This window comes from Verrucomicrobiaceae bacterium (assembly GCA_016713035.1).
GTDB lineage: Bacteria > Verrucomicrobiota > Verrucomicrobiia > Verrucomicrobiales > Verrucomicrobiaceae > Prosthecobacter.
Map to the genome: position 1 here is coordinate 1,238,913 of JADJPW010000001.1, position 21,697 is coordinate 1,260,609.

The 21,697-nt window shown below is 60.5% G+C and carries 17 protein-coding genes; 5 read left to right on the top strand and 12 right to left on the bottom strand.

The window, feature by feature from the left end:
* Nucleotides 1–82: 82 nt before the first annotated feature.
* The 6 genes from IPK32_05370 to IPK32_05395 all read right to left on the bottom strand — a co-directional run bounded on the left by IPK32_05370 (nucleotide 83) and on the right by IPK32_05395 (nucleotide 6,546).
* Entirely contained in the window at nucleotides 83–1,306 is a 1,224-nt protein-coding gene (locus tag IPK32_05370) for an aspartate kinase (protein ID MBK8091424.1), read from the bottom strand.
* Between the two features lie 93 nt (nucleotides 1,307–1,399).
* Entirely contained in the window at nucleotides 1,400–2,218 is an 819-nt protein-coding gene (locus tag IPK32_05375) for a VacJ family lipoprotein (protein ID MBK8091425.1), read from the bottom strand.
* A 10-nt stretch (nucleotides 2,219–2,228) separates the two neighbouring features.
* Nucleotides 2,229–2,822: an ABC transporter substrate-binding protein gene (locus tag IPK32_05380; protein ID MBK8091426.1), complete on the bottom strand. Its 594-nt coding sequence runs from the start codon at nucleotides 2,820–2,822 to the stop codon at nucleotides 2,229–2,231.
* The gene (gene mlaD, locus IPK32_05385) at nucleotides 2,819–3,313 is read right to left on the bottom strand and encodes an outer membrane lipid asymmetry maintenance protein MlaD (GenBank protein MBK8091427.1); all 495 of its coding nucleotides are present in this window, start codon (nucleotides 3,311–3,313) and stop codon (nucleotides 2,819–2,821) included. Before mlaD ends, IPK32_05380 begins: the two co-directional genes overlap by 4 nt.
* 40 nt (nucleotides 3,314–3,353) lie before the next feature.
* Entirely contained in the window at nucleotides 3,354–4,130 is a 777-nt protein-coding gene (locus IPK32_05390; GenBank protein ID MBK8091428.1) for an ATP-binding cassette domain-containing protein, read from the bottom strand.
* A gap of 49 nt (nucleotides 4,131–4,179) precedes the next feature.
* Entirely contained in the window at nucleotides 4,180–6,546 is a 2,367-nt protein-coding gene (locus tag IPK32_05395; protein MBK8091429.1) for an FtsX-like permease family protein, read from the bottom strand.
* Nucleotides 6,547–6,842: 296 nt separating this feature from the next.
* Here IPK32_05395 and mfd point away from each other — a divergent pair, with 296 nt between their 5' ends.
* Together mfd and IPK32_05405 are read left to right on the top strand one after the other, a co-directional pair.
* On the top strand, nucleotides 6,843–9,860 hold the full coding sequence (gene mfd / locus IPK32_05400) for a transcription-repair coupling factor (GenBank protein ID MBK8091430.1): 3,018 nt from the start codon (nucleotides 6,843–6,845) through the stop codon (nucleotides 9,858–9,860).
* 77 nt (nucleotides 9,861–9,937) lie between these two features.
* On the top strand, nucleotides 9,938–10,216 hold the full coding sequence (locus IPK32_05405; protein ID MBK8091431.1) for a hypothetical protein: 279 nt from the start codon (nucleotides 9,938–9,940) through the stop codon (nucleotides 10,214–10,216).
* A gap of 57 nt (nucleotides 10,217–10,273) precedes the next feature.
* Here the strand turns inward: IPK32_05405 and IPK32_05410 are convergent, their stop codons facing one another.
* Nucleotides 10,274–11,656 carry a DUF1080 domain-containing protein gene (locus tag IPK32_05410; protein MBK8091432.1) on the bottom strand — a complete coding sequence of 461 codons (1,383 nt, stop codon included), beginning with the start codon at nucleotides 11,654–11,656 and terminating at the stop codon, nucleotides 10,274–10,276.
* 68 nt (nucleotides 11,657–11,724) lie between these two features.
* Complete coding sequence (locus tag IPK32_05415) at nucleotides 11,725–12,528, bottom strand: TatD family hydrolase (protein ID MBK8091433.1); 804 nt, start codon at nucleotides 12,526–12,528, stop codon at nucleotides 11,725–11,727.
* 126 nt (nucleotides 12,529–12,654) lie between these two features.
* Here IPK32_05415 and IPK32_05420 point away from each other — a divergent pair, with 126 nt between their 5' ends.
* Entirely contained in the window at nucleotides 12,655–14,151 is a 1,497-nt protein-coding gene (locus IPK32_05420) for a glycosyltransferase (GenBank protein MBK8091434.1), read from the top strand.
* Nucleotides 14,152–14,272: 121 nt separating this feature from the next.
* Here the strand turns inward: IPK32_05420 and IPK32_05425 are convergent, their stop codons facing one another.
* The 4 genes from IPK32_05425 to pyrR form a co-directional block, all read right to left on the bottom strand.
* On the bottom strand, nucleotides 14,273–15,457 hold the full coding sequence (locus IPK32_05425; GenBank protein MBK8091435.1) for an inner membrane CreD family protein: 1,185 nt from the start codon (nucleotides 15,455–15,457) through the stop codon (nucleotides 14,273–14,275).
* Between the two features lie 45 nt (nucleotides 15,458–15,502).
* The gene (locus tag IPK32_05430; protein ID MBK8091436.1) at nucleotides 15,503–16,654 is read right to left on the bottom strand and encodes a hypothetical protein; all 1,152 of its coding nucleotides are present in this window, start codon (nucleotides 16,652–16,654) and stop codon (nucleotides 15,503–15,505) included.
* An 88-nt stretch (nucleotides 16,655–16,742) separates the two neighbouring features.
* Complete coding sequence (locus tag IPK32_05435) at nucleotides 16,743–17,681, bottom strand: aspartate carbamoyltransferase catalytic subunit (GenBank protein MBK8091437.1); 939 nt, start codon at nucleotides 17,679–17,681, stop codon at nucleotides 16,743–16,745.
* The gene (pyrR, locus tag IPK32_05440; protein MBK8091438.1) at nucleotides 17,678–18,232 is read right to left on the bottom strand and encodes a bifunctional pyr operon transcriptional regulator/uracil phosphoribosyltransferase PyrR; all 555 of its coding nucleotides are present in this window, start codon (nucleotides 18,230–18,232) and stop codon (nucleotides 17,678–17,680) included. The genes IPK32_05435 and pyrR overlap by 4 nt, the downstream gene beginning before the upstream one ends.
* Before the next feature lie 94 nt (nucleotides 18,233–18,326).
* Between pyrR and IPK32_05445 the strand changes: the two genes are divergently transcribed.
* Nucleotides 18,327–20,282, top strand: a complete 1,956-nt coding sequence (locus IPK32_05445) for an NAD(+) synthase (protein ID MBK8091439.1) — start codon at nucleotides 18,327–18,329, stop codon at nucleotides 20,280–20,282.
* A gap of 276 nt (nucleotides 20,283–20,558) precedes the next feature.
* Nucleotides 20,559–21,623 carry a tetratricopeptide repeat protein gene (locus IPK32_05450; GenBank protein ID MBK8091440.1) on the top strand — a complete coding sequence of 355 codons (1,065 nt, stop codon included), beginning with the start codon at nucleotides 20,559–20,561 and terminating at the stop codon, nucleotides 21,621–21,623.
* Nucleotides 21,624–21,697 lie beyond the last annotated feature (74 nt).

Genomic DNA, 21,697 nt, shown 5'->3' on the forward strand with positions numbered 1-21,697 from the left:
TCAGTTCGCGGTTTTCACTGCGAAAGCAGGCGAGAACGGCTCGAAAGGTGTGAGTCGGTCCGTATCCCCTTCTATACTCCAATCAGACATCTAGACCAAATGCGGTATGGACGACGCGGGCGGCATTTTCGATCTCGCTTTCATCCACGATGACGGCGGTCTTGATCTCGCTGGTGGAGATCATCTGGATGTTGATGCTGGCGTCTGCGAGTGCCTTGAACATCTTGGCGGCGACGCCACTATGGCTGCGCATGCCGATGCCGACGACGCTGAGCTTGGCGATGCCGCTCTGGGTGCGGAGTGTTGCCTTTTCACCGAGATTGGGAAGCACGGCTTTCAGCGCGGCCTCTGCCTTTGGCAGATCTGCCCCACTGAGGGTGAAGGAGATGTCCGTGATGCCATCGAAACTGACGTTTTGCACGATCATGTCGATGATGACATTCGCGCTGGCGATAGCTCCGAAGACTGCGGCGCTGATGCCGGGACGGTCGGCGACGTCGTCGATGGTGACTTTCGCCTGATTACGCTCGAGGGACACGCCGCGGACGACGACGGACTCCATGCCGGGTGATTCTTCTTTCACGATGGTTCCTGGGTTGTTGTTCATGCTGTTGCGCACTTCGAAGCGCACACCAAATTTGTTGGCAAACTCGACGCTACGGCTCTGCATCACTTTGGAGCCAGAGGAGGCCATTTCGAGCATCTCTTCGTAGCTGATTTCTTCGATCTTCCGTGCGGTTTTCACGACGCGTGGGTCGCAGGTGTACACGCCGTCCACATCGGTGTAGATTTGGCAAAGGTCTGCTTTGATCGCGGCAGCCATGGCGATAGCCGTCAGATCGCTGCCACCACGACCGAGGGTGGTGATTTCCCCGCTAGCGGTCTCGCCCTGGAATCCGGCGAGCATGACGATATTGCCTTCATCGAGCATTTTCCGCACGGCATCAGGGGTGATGTTAACGATGCGTGCCTTGGTGTGGACGCGGTCGGTGGAGATGCCAGCCTGTGCTCCGGTGAGGGAGACCGCCTTGCCGCCGAGGGCATTGATGGCCATGGCCGTGAGAGCGATGGTGGTCTGCTCTCCAGTAGCGAGGAGCACGTCCATCTCACGTTCACTGGGTGCCTGCTCGGGGGAGACATCCTTGGCCAACTTGATGAGGCTATCGGTGACGCCGGACATGGCGGAAACGACAGCGACGACTTGGTTGCCGGCACGCTGCGTTTCCAAAATGCGCCGTGCGCAGTTGCGGATGCGCTCGGGGTTTCCGACGGAGGTGCCGCCATATTTTTGGACGATCAAAGCCATGCTAAAGGTGGTTGGGAAAGGGGCGCGGATACTGGCACGCCGTGGCGGGTCGTCAAAGAGAACGTTTCACCTGCGGAGAGATGCCCTGCCGATTCATTTACGCACGGCTTCGTTCCGCTGCTGGATGTAGGCATCACGTATGGCGAGGTAGGGATCGACGGCGTCTTTCCGCAGGGCGTCGTAGGCCTCGATCTGGGATGGCATGTTCCGTGCGGTATTGATGGATGGGGGCAGGTACATCCAGTCGTGATTGCCATTTTTGCTGTGGAAGTAGAGGCCCATATTGGCCGGATGCAGAGCATAGTCTCCAGCTAGTCCAGCGATCTCACGTGCACTGCTGGGGCCTAGGATGGGTAGGACGATGTAGGGACCATGAGGGATGCCCCAGACTCCGAGTGTCTGGCCGCTATCCTCTTCTGGAATGTCGGAGGTATCGACGATCTTGTCCGAGATACGCACCAAGCCGCCGACACCCGCAAAGGTGTTGAGGGCGAATTTTTTCGTCTCATGCCCAGCGCGGTCGAATTTCCCCTGGAGCATGCAGTTTACGACCCGGACGGGGTATTTGATGTTGTCGAAGACGTTATTGATGCCAGTTCGGAGGAACTTGGGCATGACTTTTTCGTAGCCTTTGGAAAGTGGGCGTAGCAGCACGGTATAGAGCCCGTCATTGAGCCAAAAGGTGGCGCGGTTCAGCTTTTCGAGTGGGTCAGAGACCTGCACGCCCGTGCCGTAGTCATCCAAGTGGTCCGCTTTGGCTGCTGCATCATTGAGGACAGATTTGGAGACTGTTTTGGACTTGGCGGCAGAGAGAAGTGGCGGTCTGGAGGCTGTGCTGCTGCGCGGTGCCGCACAGGAGACGACCATGGACGCGATGCACGCGACGGCGACGGGGAGCAGTGTGGACTTCATGATCAGGATATTATTGCTTGGCGACCGATTGCTGGAGAGACGTGATCACCGCCTGTGCTCCGCCCTTTTTATAGACGGAGTCGAGCTGGGAGCGGTAATTCGCGATCATGCTCACGCCTTCGATCACGACATCGGTGATGAGCCAGCTCCCACCGGCCTGCTCCATGCGGTAAGTGACGCTGTAACGGCTACCCTGGTAAACGAGCGTCGTGGGAGCATCCACACGGCCTGCGGCGGGTGAGGTGGCGGCTTTGTACTGGATCTGAGGCTGCTCACCGGGCGTGAATTTGTTCGCGTAAGTGCGGATGACCAGCGTGCTAAAGAGCTGCACGGCTTTGGCTTGCTCATCGGGCTTGAAAGTCCGCCAGCCGAGTCCCACGGCACGGCGAGTCATCGTTTCAAAGCTGATGTGGCGGCGCAGCACGGGGCTGACGCTGGCGGTGAGGGCGCTTTTGCTGCCAGCCTTGCTAGTGACAGCCAGCACATCATTCACGGCACTGCGTAGGCGTGCCTGCGCTTCATCTGCCGGGGCAGCATGGAGTGTGGCGGCTGCCGCCGTCAAAAAGAGGGAGAACGAGGCGGCGATGAATGCTCGGGATTTCATGGTGGTGGGGCCGGTGCTTTTTCTGAATCGTTTTCTACGCCTTTGTCAACAGATCCGAAGGCCATTTTTCCGATTAGGGACTCCAGATCGACAGAGGACTCTGTGTCGATGATGCGATCCCCGGGCTTCAAAACGGCCTCTTCTGCTCCAGGCGTCAATGCGATGAATTTATCGCCGATGAGGCCCGTGGTCTTGATCGAGGCCATCGTGTCGGAGGAGAGCTTCAGATCCGCTTTCACACGCAGACTGACGATGGCGCTAAAATCTGCCGGATCGACTCGGATGGCATCCACACGGCCTACGGGCACTCCGCTGATCAAAACACTGCCGCCAGTGCTGAGGCCGCCTGCATTGTCAAAGCGTGCCTCGATGACCATCGTATCGCCCCCGATCACGGCTCCAGCGCCCAGTTTGATGGAGAGCCAGGCTACAGCAGCGAGCCCGATGGCGACGAAGAGGCCGGTGAGGAGTTCGAGCGTGGTGTTTTTCATGGGTGATGGAAGGAATGAAAAGGACAGAATGGCAAAGTAGTCACGCAGCACGCAGCGTGCGCACCTCTTGCTCCAAAGTGCTCACGCTGTCGCGAAAGGCCACCACGGATGCCTCCGTGCTGGTGGAGAAATCCGTCGGCGTGCCCTGGAAGCACATGCGCCCATTATCGAGCAGCGCCACACGGTCACTGGCCGCGAGTGCCTCCGCGAGATCATGCGTGATGACTACGGCAGTGAACCCGAACTGGCGCTGATACTTCACGATCATGGTGAAGACCGCATTGCGCCGCAGCGGATCGAGCCCTGCTGTGGGCTCATCAAAGAGCACCAGCTCTGGCCGCGTGACAATGGCCCGCGCTAACGCTAGCCGCTTCTGCATGCCGCCAGAGAGCTGGCTGGGGAACTGCGAGGCATGCGCATCGAGCTCGAGCTGACGCAGCGCCTCCATGGCACGCTCACGGATCTCGGCATCACGCAGACGGGTGGTTTGCTCCAGCGGCAGAGCCACATTTTCCAGTGCGGTGAGTGAATCGAACAGCGCATTGCTTTGAAACAGGAATCCACAGCGCTGGCGAAAGTCTGCCCGCGTCTCTTTGCTCAATCGAGTGCCATCGAAGAAGACCTCACCACCATCTGGCTCGATCACGCCCGCGAGGCACTTGAGAAAAACCGACTTCCCTGTGCCGCTGCGGCCGAGCATCGTCACCACACTGCCCTGCGGCACCTCCAGATCGACTCCACTGAGCACGCTACGCCCGTCAAAGCTCTTCGAGAGCCCTTTGACATGCAGGATCGGCGTGGATGGCGCTGGATTCATGGGTGGCGATCATGGACGGCTTGGGTAGTCATGCAAACGAGGACACTGCCTAATCCCGCGCTTTTAGCACCGCGATCATGTCCAGCTTCCGCAGCATGCGGCCCACGACCCAGAAGGACGCCAGCGCCGCGCAGCAGACCACGATCACGGACAAAGCATAGGTGTGCATGCTGATGCGCAGCGGTAGTCGCACGGTCTCGGTGCGCAGTTGGGTGATGATGAAAGTGGCTAGCCCTTTGCCGAAAAGCAGCCCCACGGGCAATGCGGCCAGCACGAGAAGCGTCAGCTCCCCCAGTAGCACACCACCGATCTCCCTCTGAGTGAAGCCCACCACCCGCAGCGTCGCCAGATCACGCCCACGCTCACTCAGAGCGATGCGAGCACTATTGTACACGACACCGAAGGCGACGATGATCGCTAGAGTGAGGTAGAGCTTCCGAATGACTCCGATGCTCTGCCCTGTGGTATTGCGAAAAGCGGCGAGCTGATCCGCCTTCACCAGCGTGATGGCCGCACGCGGGGTGTCCTTTACCTTTCGCATGAAGTCACTCCACCGCGCCTCATCCACGCTTAAATACGCCCCGCTCACTGTCTCTCCCTCACGCATGAGGCGGCGCAGGGCGTCGATGTCCATGTAGGCTCCGATGCCGGCAAAATCCTCGATAAAACCACGCACCGGCACGCTGCGAGTCGCACGGGCACCTTCGAGTGCCTCCACCTGCACACTTTCACCGATGCGCACGCCTAGGATCTCGCCGAGCTGCTTGGACATCATGATGCCCTCATCCGGCAGGCGCAGGCGGCGGCCCTCAGCATCCAGTAGCCGATTCAGCTCCGCACTGCGTGAGATGCCGGTGATTCCCAGCTTCCGGGAGTGATGCGCATTCCGTATGCGAGCCTGCACCACACGCAGGGGCTCCGCCAGTTGCACACCGGGCAGGTGCTCCAGGTCATGCAGCGCCGATGCAGAGCCCGGCTCGGACAAAAAAACCATCACATCCTGCCGCTGCACATCATTCCACTGATAAGTGAGCAAATGGTCGATGCTATCCGCCATCGAACCCGGTAGCACCATCAGCCCCGTGGCTAGCGAGAGCCCCGCGATGGTGAAGACCGCCTGCAAAGGCCTGCGCTCGATGTTTCGCAGCGCCATGCGCAGACTCGTGGGCAGAAGTTTGGCCAGACCAGCACGCTCCAGTAGGGAGGGCTTGAAGTCCGCTGGCGGCTCTGGCCGCATGGCCTCTGCGGGCGGCAGTTTCACCGCCATCCACACTACACTGAGCACCCCCAACACGCTCGCACCCGCGCTGATGAGCAGCGCTAGCCCCCAGGCACTGTAATCCATGCGAAACACCAGCTCTGGAAAGCGGAAGAACAGATCATAAATACCCAGCATCAGCGCTCCGAACCAGCGCCCCACGATCCCGCCGATGAAGGTGCCGATCACCACGATCATGAGTGCATAGCCCAGATAATGCCGCCCCACCTGCCAGGAGGAGTAGCCCAGCGCCTTCATCTGAGCGATCTGCTCGCGTTGCAGCCGCACCAGCCGCGCCAGCACCGCATTGACCATGAAGGCCGCCACGCTCAAAAACACCACCGGATAGGCAAAACTCAGCGCACGCACCACTTTGAGTTCATCATCCAGCCGCTTCGCACTGGCGTGATCCGTGCGTGTGTAGCAGCCCTGCGCTCCATAGTCCGCTAGCAACTGATCCACCTCTGAAATCACGCTCGCAGCCACCACGCCGGGTGAAAGGTCGATGCACAGGTCATTGAAGGCTCCGTCCAAATTGTACGGCACCGCGATGCTGCGCTCATTCATCCAAAACACGCCGTAGCGCTTGTTATCCGGCAGCGTTTCACCTGGCCGCGCCTCAAACACATACTCCGGCGACAAACCGATGCCGCTGACCACGATCTCATCACGCCTGCCATTGATGATCGCCGTGAGCCGATCCCCGATGCGCAAGTGATTGGCCAAAGCGAAGGCCTCACTCACCACCGCCTCATTGCGTGCATCCGGCCGTGGCAGGCTCCCACGGCGGATAAAGAGCTGATTGAGCGTCTGCGGCCTATCCTCCGGTAATGATACCAAATGCGCCGTCGCAGGCTCGTCGATGCCCTCCAGATCCAGCGTGGCATTCACCACCACCCGCGTCTCCACCGCCGCCACGCCGGGGATCATCGCAATTCGATCGCCCAGCGATTTCGGTGCCCGCTTTAATGAGCCAAACACATCCGCCATGCGATGCCGCTGGTAGTAGGCATCTCGCGTGCTCTCCAGCGTCAGAATGATACTCCGCGTCATGATCATCATCGCCAGTCCACAGGCCATCACCAGACTCACTGCCACGATTTGCCCCTTCATACGACTCAGGTCGCGGAAGAGCTTCAGATCGAGAGGTGTGAGCATGCGTGACCGTGAAATAAACCCGCAAGCGATCGGAAACAAGGAGCGCAGAGCCGAAAGCCAAACATTCCAGCCTTGAAAACTCCCACTCCGAGCCGCATAGGCCCGGCCTTCCCCTCTTGCACTCTGCCAAACGAGCTGCCTCACGTCTGAACAAACCGCCCACCACTCGTGCGCGGGGGGATGCACTCGGCCTGGTCGATCTGGTGCTCGGGAAAAAGGAGTTCAAAACACGCACCCAGCTCGAACACATCGCCCCGCAGGCCTTTGGTTTCGCGGCGGCTCTGCTCGTGCGCAGGATGGAGAAATCCAAGCGCCGTGTGTGGATACTCTGCCCAGATGTCAAAACGCAGGACCACATCCATGCCGAGCTGGCCGTGTGGCAATGCCCGGCGCAGTATTTCCCACGCTTAGGCCATGTCATCGAGAGTGCGCTCGCAGATCCAGAGCTGCTCGCAGAACGCACCGCCGTGCTCAGCCGCATGCTGGAGGGAGAGGCACCCACCATCGTGCTCTGCGCCGACAGCCTGGATGAGCCCGCGCCCAACCTCGCCGAAATCACGGAGCAGAAACGCATGCTCAAAGCCGGTGAAAAGCTCGATGTCGAGATCCTGCTCAAAGAACTCACCGATGCCGGCTACGAGCGCAGCCCCGTCGTCACCGAGCGCGGTCAGTTCGCCCGCCGGGGCGGTATCGTGGACTTTTTCTCCTGGCAGGCTGAGGAGCCGCTGCGCCTCGAGTTTTTTGATGACGAGTTGGAGTCCATCCGCGCCTTTGATCTGCACAATCAGGCCTCCATCCGCCGCCTAGAGAGTGCGGGCATCATTTTGACGATGAACGACGGCGCGGATGACTCTGGCCGCGTGCGCCATCATCTGCGCAAAGACGATTTCATCATCCAGATCGAGGGTGAGGACAGCACCGAAGCGCACGCCCGCATCTTCAGTGGCACAGCCTCCGTGAGTGGCCTCGAAGACTTCGCCGCTGCCATTCATGAGAATCCGCTCGGTGTCTTTGATGCGTCCGATTTCGTGCTGCATGAGGCCCGGCGGGAGCTTTTTAACCGCCAGATCAGCGAATGGCATCAGGCCGGCTGGCGCAGCGTCATCTTCTTTCACAATGAGGCAGAGCGTGAGCGCTTCAACGAGCTGCAAAGTAAGCTCCCCTCCTCTGTCGAGACGAAGCTAGGCCTGCTCTATCGCGGCTTCACCGTTCCAGCGGCTAAATTGGCCGTTTTGACCGGCGCAGAGATTTTTGGCCGTCACCAGCACATCCGCCGCGTGCGCGGATCGAAGCTCGATGAGGCCGAAACACTGCGCAAAGCCCGCGATGTGCTCAGCGAGCTGCGTGAGGGCGATCTCGTCGTCCATGCCGAGCACGGCATCGGACGCTACATGGGCGTGGAGGTGCGTGACGGTGGTAAAAAGGAGGAAGTGCTCGTTTTGCACTACGCAGACAGCGCGAAGCTCTTTGTCCCGCTGGCGCATGTCCACATGGTCAGCCGCTACGTCGGCGTCGGTGGCAAAGCGCCATCGCTGAGCAAGCTCACCGAGACACGCTGGAAAAAAACACGGGCCACAGCGGAAAAAAGCGTCGAGGACTTCGCCAAGCGTATGCTCAGCGTCGCAGCGGAAAGACAGACGCTGAAGGCCTTTTCCCACCAGCCAGACACCAAGTGGCAGGTCGAGTTCGAGGAGTCCTTTCTCTATCGCGAAACGCCCGATCAGCTCCGCAGCGCGGAGGAGATCAAACGCGACATGGAGGCCGAAAAGCCGATGGATCGCCTCCTGTGCGCCGATGTCGGCTTTGGGAAGACCGAGGTAGCGATCCGCGCAGCCTTCAAAGCCGTGATGGGAGGCCGACAAGTCGCCATTTTGGTGCCGACGACCGTTTTGGCCCGCCAGCATCACGAAAACATCCGCCAGCGCATGAGCGAGTTCCCCGTGACCGTCGAGATGCTCTGCCGACTCACGCCCGCGAACAAAGAACGCGAAATAGTGAAGGGTATCAGCGAAGGCACGGTCGATATCGTGGTGGGCACGCACCGCGTGATCTCTAAGGACGTGCGCTTCAAAAATCTCGGCCTCGCGGTGATCGACGAGGAGCAGCGCTTCGGCGTGAAGCACAAAGAGAAGTTCAAAGACATCTTCCGCCTCGTCGATGTGCTCACGCTCAGCGCCACGCCCATCCCGCGCACGCTTTACCTAGCCCTCATGGGCATGCGTGACATGAGCACCATCGAGACGCCGCCGCCGAATAAGCAGGCCGTGATGACGCAGATCTGCCCCTACGACGAGCGCATCATCAAGCAGGCCATCGAGACCGAGATCGAGCGCGGTGGGCAGGTCTTCTTCCTCCACAACCGTGTCGCCACCATCGAAAAAGTCGCCATGCGCATCCGCGAGCTTTGTCCGAAGGCCCGCGTGCTCATCGGACACGGCCAGATGGATAGCGAGCTGCTGGAGGACATCATGCACACCTTTGTCGATGGTGAGGCAGATGTTCTCGTCTGCACCACCATCATCGAAAGTGGTGTCGATATTCCGAATGCCAACACCATCATCATCGACCGCGCAGACCGCTTCGGCTTGGCCGATCTGTATCAGCTCCGGGGCCGTGTAGGCCGTGGTGGAGTCCAGGCACATGCCTACCTGCTACTCCCCCGAGATGAAGTCACAGCCGGCGATGCCCGCAAACGCGTCAATGCCATCAAGCAATACGCCGGACTCGGCAGCGGCTTCAAAATCGCCCTGCGTGACCTGGAAATACGCGGCGCGGGCAATCTCCTCGGCACTGAGCAGAGTGGCCACATCGCCGCCATCGGCTTCGATCTATACTGCCAGATGCTCAAGCAAAGCGTCGCACGCATGCAGGGCCGCCGCGTCGCACGCCCGGTCGAGGTGGGCCTACGGGCAGACTTCCTCGTCATGAGCGAGGCCCTGATGCTCCAGGCCGCAAAAGGTGCCACGCCCGCATTTTTGCCCGCCACCTTCATCGAGGACGCGAAACTGCGCATCACCGCCTACCGCCAGCTCGGCGAGATCATGACCCGCAAGGAGCTCGATGAGCTGGAGTCCCAATGGCGCGATCAATTCGGCGGTAAGCTCCCCCACGCCGTCACCAACCTCCTCACCTGCGCCAGCATCCGCCTCGCCGCCGCCCACGCCGGCATCAACGACGTGGAAATCAAAGAGCGGAAACTCATCCTCTCCCGCAACGGCAAGCTCGTCATGATCGAAGGCAGGTTCCCCCGCCTCAGCTCCACCCCAGGCCACAAACAGCTCGAAGAAGCCCTGGAGATGGTGCGGTCGATGTAATCACTCCTGCTTCGTCAGCGTTCTTGGGCCTTATGAAAAACTTCCTCCTGCTTTTGACGGCTTTTTTGAGCCTAGGCATGACCGCATCAGCCAAGGATGCTAAACCGGGGCCGATGAGGCGAGCGATTGCTCAACTGGAAGCGGCGAAGACAGCCAAGGAGCCTTTGGTTTTCCTGCGAACTGCCCGGAAGGAGTTGGTGGGTGCCAAATCGAACAAGGAAGGCGAGCGCAAGGATGCCATCGCGTATGTGGACGAGGCGATCGCGTATGCGATGACAGGCGATAAGACGACGATGCAGGAAAAGATCACCAAAGCGATCAACAACGTGAAATCCGGCATCGCGAGAGCGAAGTAGCCGCCCAGTTCCGCAGGAACTGGGCAACTTTCAGCCGTTGCGGCTGTACTAGAAGGCCTACTTCGCGGTCTGGATGCGGATGCGGCGGTATTCCATCTGGCCGCGGTCGCCTTCGAGGCCGATGGGGCCTGTGGCGGGGACGGTGAGTGCATCGGTGAGTAGCTCGCCGTTGCAGGTGGCAGTGGCGGTGGTGCCTTTGACGGTGACGACGAGTTCGTTCCAATCGCCTTCCTTGAAGTTCTTCAGTTGATTGTAGGGGCCAGCGAGGAGGAGGTCACGACACTGGAGCTGCGGCTGGCGGATGAAGACGCCGCTGTCGGCGTTCGGTGTGGCGCGGAATTCCAGCTTCAGGGTGAAATCGGTGCCGAACTCCTGCGTGGTCCAGAGCTGCTGGATGCGGCGGCCCTCTGGCGGTGTGGTGACGACGAGTCGGCCATGGATCGCACGGTAGCGGCCATCGTCGCTGGTGATTTTGCCATCGAAGCTCACGGCTTCTTTGGTTTCGACAAAGACGGGCGCATCGGGCTTCGGAGCGGGGTTTTTCGATTTCGCAGCGGGCTGCTTGCGCGGTGGAGTGGGGCGTGTGCCCCAGCCGCTGAGGTTTTTTCCATTGAAGAGGCTGATGAAGCCGGGCTCGGGTGTGAAGCTGTCTGCTTTTGTCTCACTGAGGCCGAGGGTGGCAAAGATGGGCCTGAGTGCGGCGGCCCAGCGGTCATAGCCTGCGGCATTGAGGTGAAGCAGGTCTGGAAAGAACTCGGCACGGGCGTCTCCCTGAGCATCGGCAAAGAGAGTCCAGGTATCGAGCACGGTGATCTGCGGATCGCCTTTGACGGCAGCGTCGTAGAGGGCATTGACGGCCTTGATGGTGGCGGAGGGGCGTTTTTTCTTCTCCGAGCTGGGGAACATGCGGCAGAGCACGATGGGTGTCTGCGGGTATTTGGCTTTGATGGCTTGGAGGATTTTTTGCACGTTCCGACCGATGGCGGCTGCGTCGATGGCTTCCTCGATGTCATTGGTGCCCATGAGCATGACGACGGCGGCAGGCTGGAGCGTGAGCACGTCTTCAAGCCGGATGAGCATCCCGCGTGTGGTATCGCCACTGATGCCGCGATTGGCCAGCTTCATGCCGGGGAAGCGCTTGCCGAAGTCGGCACCCCATCCCTGCGTGATGCTGTCGCCGAGGAAAACGACGGCATTTTGGTCCTTGGCAGCCTCTGCGGCCCATTTGCTGCGCTGGGACTGCCAGAGCTTTTGAAACCACTCGTATTGCCGCAGCTTCCCTTCACCTGGAAGGTTGCTCTCATCGGTAGGGAGTGCCTTTTCGGGCAAAAGCTTCACGGCGGCGGCCTGGGGCTTCGGAGCGGCTTTTTGAGCCTGGAGCAACGTGGGAGCGAGTAGCAGTGCCGCGAGCGCAGGGAGGAGATGGAAGGTATTTCGCATGTGAAAAAAGGTGAGGGCAGCACCTAACGTGTGCTCGGAGTCGATTCGATCTGTCTTTGCGGACTAGATCACTGCACCCCACGGCCAAAGAGCCGCAGAAAATTCTCTGCGACGGCTTTTTCAGCCTCATCACGAGTGATGCCGTGCTGGCTGGCGATGAGGTCATAACTCACGGTGAGGTTGGCAGGATGGTTGAGCGTTTTTCCATCGGCCGCCGTGAGTGGATGCGGATTTCGCTCCGGCGGTGGATGCAGGTCTGGGGCATCCGTCTCCGCCAGGAGGCGATCAAGCGGGATGCGAGCAAAGGTGGCGAGCTGGGCTGCCTTTCGCGAATGAGCAAAGTAGGGGCTGATGGAGAAATAGGCCCCCAGCTTGATGAAAGCGGGCACCATCTCCGCCGGGCCGCCGTAGGAGTGCAGCAAGAAGCCGCGTGGCAGCCGGGGCAGCGCCCGCAGCGTCTCCTCCAGCATGCCAAAGGCACGCAGGCAGTGAATGGTCACTGGTCGGTCGAGCTCACAGGCCAGCGCATGCTGAGCGCGGAAGCAGTCGAGCTGGGCCGCGATGTCTGGCTGCTCGATCCAGCGGTCGAGCCCCATTTCACCGACAATGGCATGCGGAAAAGCCACCAAGTAGCCCCGCAGCGTGACTAGCCAGTCCTCGCGGCGTTCCTTCACATACCAGGGATGCAGTCCGAAGGCGGGACGTATCCAGGCGTGATTTCGGGCCAAATCAGCCACCAGGGGCCAATCCTCCGCACAGGAGCCATTCACCACGGACTGGATCAAGCCCGTAGCGGGCAGCACTGCGAGTAGGGCATCACGCCAGGGATCGAGGCGGTCGTCCTGGAGATGGTTATGAGCATCGTAGAGCATGGGGTTCTTTCGACCTAGACGCGGATTTTACCAGCTTATGACATCAGGATTTGCCCTTGCAAGGTGGGCTCATACGGCGATTGATGCGCCCCGTTTTTTCCCCCACCTACGAAACGGGCCTCCCGTATGCTCCCCTGGGATCATCCTATCTGGTTTGCCAGTTACATCCTTCTCTTCCTCGCCCTGTCTGGCTTCGGTGCCCACAGGATCAAGGTTCTGTACCATTTTTGGAAACATCGTGCCGATGTGCCTGTGCCGCCACGTCAGTACGCCGAGCTGCCCGTCATCACCGTGCAGCTACCCATCTTCAATGAATACGATGTGGTGGAGAACCTGCTGCGCTGCGTGACCAATCTGGATTACCCGCGTGATAAGCTCCAAATCCAGGTGCTCGACGATTCCACCGACGAAACCGCCGCCTTCGCAGAAAAACTAAGTGCCGAATACGCCGCCAAAGGCCACGACATCCAGTACCGCCACCGCACGAACCGCAATGGCTTCAAAGCCGGAGCACTGGATGAAGCCATGCCATCCGCGAAAGGCGAGTTCATCTGCATTTTCGACGCCGACTTCCAGCCGCAGCCCGATTACCTGCTCAATCTCATCCATCACTTCACCGATGAGCGTGCAGGCATGGTCCAGGCACGCTGGGGCCATGCGAACCGCCATTTCTCCCTCCTCACACGACTCCAGGCCCTCTTCCTCGATGGCCACCTCGTGCTGGAGCAGACCGCCCGCAGCCGCCACGGCGAGTACCTCAACTTCAACGGCACCGCAGGCATCTGGCGCCGCGCCGCGATCGAGCAAAGCGGCGGCTGGCAGCACGATACACTCACCGAGGACCTCGATCTCAGCTACCGCGCCCAGATTCGCGGGTGGAAATTCATTTACCTCAAAGACGTCGTCGTGCCGGCAGAATTGCCACCGGACATGGATGGCTTCAAAAGCCAGCAGCATCGCTGGACAAAGGGCTCCATCCAGGTCTGCAAAAAGATCCTCGGCGACGTCTGGCGCAGTGAGGCCCCACTCTCCATCAAGCTGGAAGCCACCGCACACCTCACCTCGAATTTCGCTTACCTGCTCACCCTCTGCACCCTCGTGCTCATGTACCCGGCGAACTTCGTCATGGGCAGCTCCTGGCAAAAAGCCGTGTTCGTCGATGTGCCGGTGTTCTTCTTTGCCACACTCGCCGTCATCGTCTTCTACCTCACCGCTCAGGGCTCCCAGACACGCGGTGGCTGGTGGCGGGCCATACCCTACATGCCCATGCTCCTCGCCCTCGGCATCGGCATGAGCATCAACAACGGCAAAGCCGTCCTCGAAGCCCTCCTCGGCCAGGAAAGCGAATTCGTCCGCACTCCGAAATACGGCATCGCCACCCAGGCCCAGGCCGCCAACAAAAAAAGTCGCTACAAAGCCGGGAAATCCATCGCCCTCTGGCTAGAGGTCGCTCTAGCCATCTACTTCGGCTGGATGATCGTGCTAGCAGGTCAGCGTGGACAATGGTTCTCCATCCCCTTCCTCATGCTCTTCTTCGGCGGCTTCGCCTTTGTCTCAGGCGGCTCACTCATGAAGCGCTTCAGCATGGAGCGCTTCCAAGCCGCCCCCGTAGCCGCCGCTTGAGGCGCTTCAGCCATCGGAACCAAGACTCTGCTCGTGGAGCGGCCACTTTGATCTATCTCGCGCCACTTTGCCGAGGTGGAGCGAGATAGCCGCGATTCGTCGATGAGTAGTCGAGGAGTAGTTACGCCAATTTGGGGGATAAGCCGCCGAGGCGCTGGCTCCAGTCCACTTTGGCGGTTAGGGCCATCAGGACGGCGAGGGTGACGATGCCGCCGAGGGTGAGGGTGAGGCCGGTGAGGCCTTTGAAGAAGAAACTGGCACTGAAGAGCACCATGTAGGCAAATTGGGCTGCGATGGCGATGCGGAACATGAATTCACCGGTTGCGGCTCGCAGATAGCCGCAGACCAAGGCCATGGAAACGACTGCGGCGATGCCAAAACTGGCCTGCACGGGGATCACATCGAGCATGTAGCTGAAGAGCAATGGGAAGGCGAAGAAGCCTGCGGCGAGTAACAGGTAATTCACCGGATGAAGGCGTGTGCCACGCACGATGCAGGTGATGACGAGCACGCCAAAGAATAGCAGCAGCGAGAGTGGGGACCAAAAGGCGATCTGGGCGGCTACGGGGCCTGCATTGAGCTCACGGGGCATTTCCACGGCGATGCCGGGTGCGGAGATGGCGTCATCATATTTCCAAATGAGTGCGAGGCCCTCCGTGGAGTCTTCTCGGTGTGTGGGGGAGCTGATGGGGTAGTTCACTTCGTCGAAATCGGTGCTCACGGCGAGCTGGAAGTCGCGGATGCGGCTGCTGTCGGCGAAGGCATAGCGCCAGACATCGGTGCCACGGCACTGGTAGCTGATGAGGACGGGGATGGACTGCCCTGGGGCTAGCTCGATGCTCTCGACCATGACGCCGTTCTCTGGTGATGCGAGCGAGCGCCGGGAGTGGTCCCCTTCTCCGAGGGTGAAGACGACTTTATCGAGCATGCTGCGTGTGGTGGGCAGATCGAGGCTGATTTGGACTTTCTGGGTGATGGAGGCGGGATTGGTGAAGGTGTAATGGCCTTCAAATTCCAGGCCGTAGGTGCGCTGCCACATCAGGCCCATTTTGACGGGTAAATAGGTGAGCCGGGCTTTCACGTCGCTGGTGGCAGGCTGGAAGCTGAGTTTTTCGCCATCGCCGGATTGGTAGCTGGCGCGTGGGTGCTGCTGCACGAGTGGTGGTCCCCAGCGCTCGCTGACGCCTTGACCGGCGGTGTCACGCATGTGGGCGGTGCGGATGCTGATGGTGCCGCCTAGGAACCACCAGGCGAAGGAGGTGAGGACGAAGATGAAGGCGATGGCGATGAGGTGTGATGTTTTCATGATGCGATGATGAGGTGGATGGTGAGAAAGCAGGTGCGTGTGGGTTTAGCGTTGAGTGGGTGTGGTCTGGCGGCGGTAGGTGATGCGTGCTTGGGGCTGCTGATCGCGGCAGAGGGCTTTGCGCAGATGCAGGCCAGGCTTGGCATCGGCTGCGGGTGGGAGTGCTTCGACGTTGCCGGAGGCAGCGAGGTCGAAGCCGCTGGGCAAGCGCACCTGCCAATCAATCTCGCGGGCAAAGAGCGGTGTCTGCGGCAGCGCGAGCTCGATTTCGCCCTCGGTAGCCTGGAGTGCGGGCAGTGAGGTGGTGAAGGAGATGTCGATCTTCGATTCGCCGCCGTCGGTGGTGGGATCATCGAGTGGGATTTCGAGCTGAGAGCCGTTTTGCAGCGTGGGGCGAACGAGTTGGTCGTTCACATGGCATTGAAGCAGGCGTGCATCCTTTGGCAGCGTGAGCTGGATGCGCATGGGTGGATCATGCCGCACGAGCAGTGAGCCCTCGGTGAGCACCGAGCCATCGCGCACGACCTGGGTGGTGTAGGTGGCGGTGGTGAGGATGGCCTCGTCATTTGCACCGCTCTCAGGCGTGGATGGATGGCTGCTGGGGTAATCGAGCGTGATGCTGCCACCTGCGGCGGGCAGTGCATGACGTCCTGCTTGGCGGATCAGGCTGGTGCCGGAGCCTGACTGCATGCGCAAGGTGTGCTCTGCAGGGAGTTCTGTGATCTCTAGGGCCGCGACGGGACTGGGAGCCAGATGCAGAGTGAGTGGGAGTGTGAGCGGAAAGCTGAGGGTGATCGTCTGTGGCCCGATTTGATCGGTGAGCAGGCAGAGGTGATCGTCCTGAATGATGAGGCGTGTATCAGGAGGCTGTACTTCGACCGCGCCGAGTGCTGCACCTGCGAGCGGGATGGCCTGCCAGCCGTCCACAAAGCTCTGCGTGCTCATTTCGGCGATGATGCGGCCTTTTTTCGTATCCAGCCGCCAGAGCGAGGAAAGCAGCGCGGCGGGCACAGGCGGCTTCGGCTTTGATTCTGCCGTGGGAGTGGGCTGCGCGGCGGCGAGGAGCCGCTTGAGCTCCGCATAGGAAATGCGGACTTCGCTCTCATCGAGCTTCGGGGTGGTGGAGTCGGATTTTTGAGCTGGAGCGGCCTGTGCGGCCACCACAGCTCCGAGGAGGGAGAGGAGCGTGATTTTCATCAGGCCCGCATTTTCAACACGGAGGTGAAACCTTCATGAACGCCGCATGAAATGACGGCGGGATGTATGTGGAGACGCTACGCTGGCCTCAAAGGGGGCACTCAGCGCCTGGGCGTAGCCAGTAGAGCACGCTCATGCGCACGGCGATGCCATTTTCCACCTGTTGGTTGATGAGGCTCTTTTCGTAGTTCATGCCGGCATCGGTGATTTCGACGCCGCGATTCACGGGGCCTGGGTGCATGAGATGAAGGCCACGCTGGCGGATGATCTCGACGCGTTCGTTGGTAAGGCCGTAGTTTTTGTGATACTCGGCTGCGCTGGGGATGAAGGGCTCATCGAGTCGCTCGCTCTGCACGCGGAGGAGGTAGATGACATCGGGCTTCCATTCGAGGGCGTCGTTCCAGTTGCCGAACTGGGGGATCTCCGCTGGCACGTCACGCGGCATCATGGAGCCTGGGGCGAGGTAGGCGACCTGCATGCCGAGTCGGCGAAAGATGAGGCTGGTGCTGCGTGCGACGCGGCTGTGCTGGATATCGCCGACGATGAGAGCGCGGCAGCCGGTGAGGTCTGGGTGGATCTCTTTTAAGGTGAAGGCATCTAGCAGCGCCTGCGTGGGATGGGCGTGCCAGCCATCACCGGCATTGATGACGCTGGCGCGGGTGTTTTTCGCGATGAGGCTGGGGATACCGGCCTGCTTGTGCCGCACGACGATGTAATCGACGCGCATGGCCTCCAGCGTCTCCACGGTATCGAGCACGCTCTCGCCTTTGACGACGCTGCTGCTTTCGATGTCAAAGTGGGTGACGTCGGCGGAGAGGCGGCTGGCGGCGACTTCGAAGCTGGAGCGTGTGCGGGTGCTGGGCTCGTAGAAGAGAGTGAGCACGGTCTGGCCGCGCAGGGGCGGGACTTTCTTCACGCTGCGCTTGAAGAGGTCTTTGAACTGCACCGCGTTTTGCAGGACGAGCTTGATTTCGTCATCCGAGATGGAGGCGATGTCGAGGAGGTCTTTGCGGGGCGGTAGGGTCATCGGCTAAGGGGCTTGGATTCGATGGTGCAGGAGTCGCCGCTTTCGTCCACTTCCTCGAAGCGCACAGCGACACGTTCGCCGGGCTGGAGGGTGACTTTCAGTGCGGCAAAGTCGGGCTGCACGGGCAGCTCACGTCCGCAGCGGTCCACCAGGACAGCGAGCTGCACGCGGCGGGGGCGACCGTAGTCGGAGAGCTCATCAAGAGCGGCACGCACGCTGCGGCCCGTGTAGATCACTTCATCACAAAGGACGACGTGGATGCCATCGACGTCGAAGGAGATGTCGGAGCCCTCTAGCCGTGGCACCATCTGAAAGGTGCTCAAATCATCGCGGTAGGGCGTGATGTCGATGGTGCCGAAGTGGACCTTCACACAGCCACGCCGCTCAAGTGCGGCGGCGATGCGGCGTGCCAGCGGCACCCCACGGCGGTGAATACCGACGAGAGCGATCTCGGTGGCGTCCTGATTGGCTTCGCAGATGCTTTTTGCCAAATTTTCGACGCCCTCGGCCATCTGGGCCTTCGTGAGGAGTGTGCGCGGGGTGTCTGCCATGTGTGCGTGGGATTCGTGCGTCGATTCGGCAGAATGTCAACGTGTGGAGTACATCAGAAGTTGAAGGATCGGGGTTAGGTGGTCCATTCCGTGCATGCCCGCCCCCAAGCTCTCCGCCGCTCAAATCCGTGAATCACACGGCCTCGTCCGTGTCGCTGCTGTGTCGCCCGAGCTGATTCTGGGCGATCCAGTGAAGAATGCCCAGATCATCACGCGTGAGGCGCTGGCGCTGGCCCGCGAGGGCTGCCGGGTGATCGTTTTCCCAGAGCTGTGCCTCACGGGCTACTCCTGCGCGGATTTGTTTCACACGACAGGCCTGCGTGAGCAGGCGCTGCGTGCGCTGAGTGAGGTCGCGGGCGAGCTGGCGGAGTGTGGTGCGCTGGTCGTGGTGGGACTGCCGCTGCATCTGGCAGGTCGGCTTTACAATGTGGCGGCGGTGCTCGGCGAGGGAGAGGTGCTGGGCTTTGTGCCGAAGTCCTACTTGCCGACCTCGGCGGAGTTTTATGAGCGGCGCTGGTTTTCACCTGCTCAAACGCTGCGAGAGGATGAAGTGGGCATCACGGAGGATGTCAGTGTGCCCATCGGCACGGATTTGCTCTTCCAACTGGCCGAAGTGCCGGGTTGCGTCGTCGGAGTCGAGATCTGCGAGGATCTCTGGACGGTGAATCCGCCCTCCGGCAAGCTGGCGCTGGCTGGGGCGACGATTTTGGTCAATCCATCTGCCAGCACCGAGCTGCTCGGCAAGTCGCCCTACCGGCGCAATCTCGTCGCGCAGCAGTCTGGGCGCTGTTTGGCGGCTTATGTGTATGCCGGCGCGGGTGCGGGTGAATCGTCCACGGATGTCGTTTTCGCGGGGCATAGCCTCATCGCGGAAAATGGCAGTGTTTTGGCCGAGACGGAGCGTTTCGCCTTTGAGACACGCAGCGCGGTGGCAGATGTGGATGTGCAAAATCTGCTGCATGAGCGGATGCGCAGTGCGGTCTTCCGCGATGAGCAACAAACGCTCAAAACACGCACGGTGGTCTTTAACGGCGGTGACGCGGTCGCTAAAAAAGACGAGCTGCGTCGGCCACTCACACCGCATCCCTTTGTGCCACATGCCAAAGCGGATCGCAGCGCTGTGTGCGAGGAGATTTTCGCCATTCAGAGCACCGCACTGGCTCGCAGGCTGCGACAGACGCAGTGCAAGACAGCGGTGCTAGGCCTCTCTGGCGGCCTGGACTCGACCTTGGCACTGCTCGTGGCCCTGGAGGCCGTGCGCAGAGCGAAAGTGCCCCAATGCGAGGTGCTCACCATCACGATGCCCGGCTTCGGCACCACCCAGCGCACGCGTGGCAATGCCGAAAAGCTCGCCGAGGCTCTCGGCGTCAAGCTGCGCACCATTTCCATCGACAAGGCCGTGCGGCAGCACTTTGCCGACATCGGTCATGATGAAAGCACGCATGATGTGACCTATGAGAATGCGCAGGCTCGTGAGCGCACGCAGATTCTCATGGACGTGGCGAATCAGACCGGTGGGCTGGTCATCGGCACGGGCGATCTGTCCGAGTCCGCGCTGGGCTGGTGCACCTTCAATGGCGATCACATGTCGATGTATCACGTGAATGCCGGCGTGCCGAAGACGCTGGTGCGCTACCTCATCGAATGGTGCGCTGATGGCCCCTTTGCAGAGAAAGCAGGTGCCGTGCTGCGTGACATCGCCGCCACGCCGATCTCGCCCGAGCTGCTGCCACTGGCCGCAGATGCCTCCCTGAAGCAAAAGACGGAAGACAGCATCGGGCCGTATGAGTTGCATGACTTCTTCCTCTTCCACTTTCTGCGCCACGGCAGTTCAGCGGCAAAGATCCAGTGGTTGGCCGAAAAAGCCTTCGCAGGCAGGTACAAGCCCGCCGAGATCGCGAAATGGTTGGCGCTGTTCTTCCGCCGCTTTGCCCAGAGCCAGTTCAAGCGCTCCAGCATGCCCGACGGCCCGAAAGTGGGCACCGTCGCCCTATCCCCTCGCGGCGACTGGCGCATGCCCAGCGACTTCAGCGGCGATCTGGGGCGCTGAAAGTGGGTTAGAGTCCTACGGCAAATGAAAGATAAAAAGTCCGGCTCACCGAAGAAAAAACTTGGGATTCTTGAGGCAATCTGGTATTTCAATCCTCCCGCACATCACCTGACAAAGCTGATATTTGCCACTTTCATGCCTCTGCCTCTCTCCCGCTGCCAAACCTCCCATGCTCGACTGGCGACGCTTTGCGTCTTGGTAGCCCTCTCGATAGGCACACCCATAACTGCTAACGATAGCATTTCAGGGCTCGCCCAGCGTGAAGCCTCACGCCGCATGCAAGGTGTCACCCAAGCTTCAGCGGACATCTCCCGTGCAGACACCCTGTTTAGAGAAGGCAAGACCCAGGAGGCCCTCAGCCTCTTTGAATCTATCTACACATCTCTCCCGGACGCTCCACTGACGCAAGAAACGCGTCTAGCAGCCCGCTCCGGCTACATCAGCACCGGATGTGCACGTGCCCAAGAGCTCGCGCTCGCCGGACAAGCCGCCGAGGCATCCCAATTGCTCGATAAACTGGCTAGCATCTCCCCTAGCGACACTCGAATCAAAGCCGCGCGTAGCCGCCTTACCGATCCAGATCGTCTCCCTCCCGCTCTAACCGCCGCCCACATCGAGAATGTTAAAAAAGTCGAAGCATTGCTCCTCAAGGGCAATTCCTTCCTCGAACTGGGCGACTATGACAACGCCAACCGGACCTACCAAGACGTCCTGCGCATCGACCCCTACAACAGTGCTGCCCGCCGAGGAATGGAACGTGCCGAGCAAAAGCGCTCCACCTACTTTCGCGCTGCCTACGACCATCAGCGCTCTAAACTGCTCTCCGAAGTAGATCGCCACTGGGAAGACCCCGTCCCACCAGCCACCGCAGACCTGAACGCCATGTTCGGAGCCCGCGCCAGCAGTGTCACCGGCATCGGGCGGGAGTCCATCTTGGACAAATTACACACGTATCAGATGCCCCGTGTCGAATTCGAAAAAGCCACCATTGATGAAGTGATCGAGCTTCTCCGCCTCCGGAGCCGCGATCTCGACCCACAAGGAAAAGGCATCGATTTCGTCATCAGTCTCCCTGATGAAAACCGCAAGACGCCCATTAGCCTCAGCATGCAAAACGTCCCCATGGACGAAGTGCTCCGCTATGTCGCCCAGCTTGCAGGAGTGACCTACCGTGTTGAGCAGCATGCCGTCGTCATCAGTTCCTTCGGTGAGCAAAACACCGCCATGATCACCCGCAGCTTCCGGGTCCCACCGGATTTCATCCAAAGCACCGCTGCAGGTGCCGCTGGAGCTGCCCCGCTGATCCATTCGCCCCTGCCGCCGCCGCAGGCGGTGGCCTAACCTTCAAACGCCTCGGGGCCAAAGAGTTCCTCCAAAACCAAGGCGTCCAGTTCCCCGAAGGCTCCAGCGCCAGC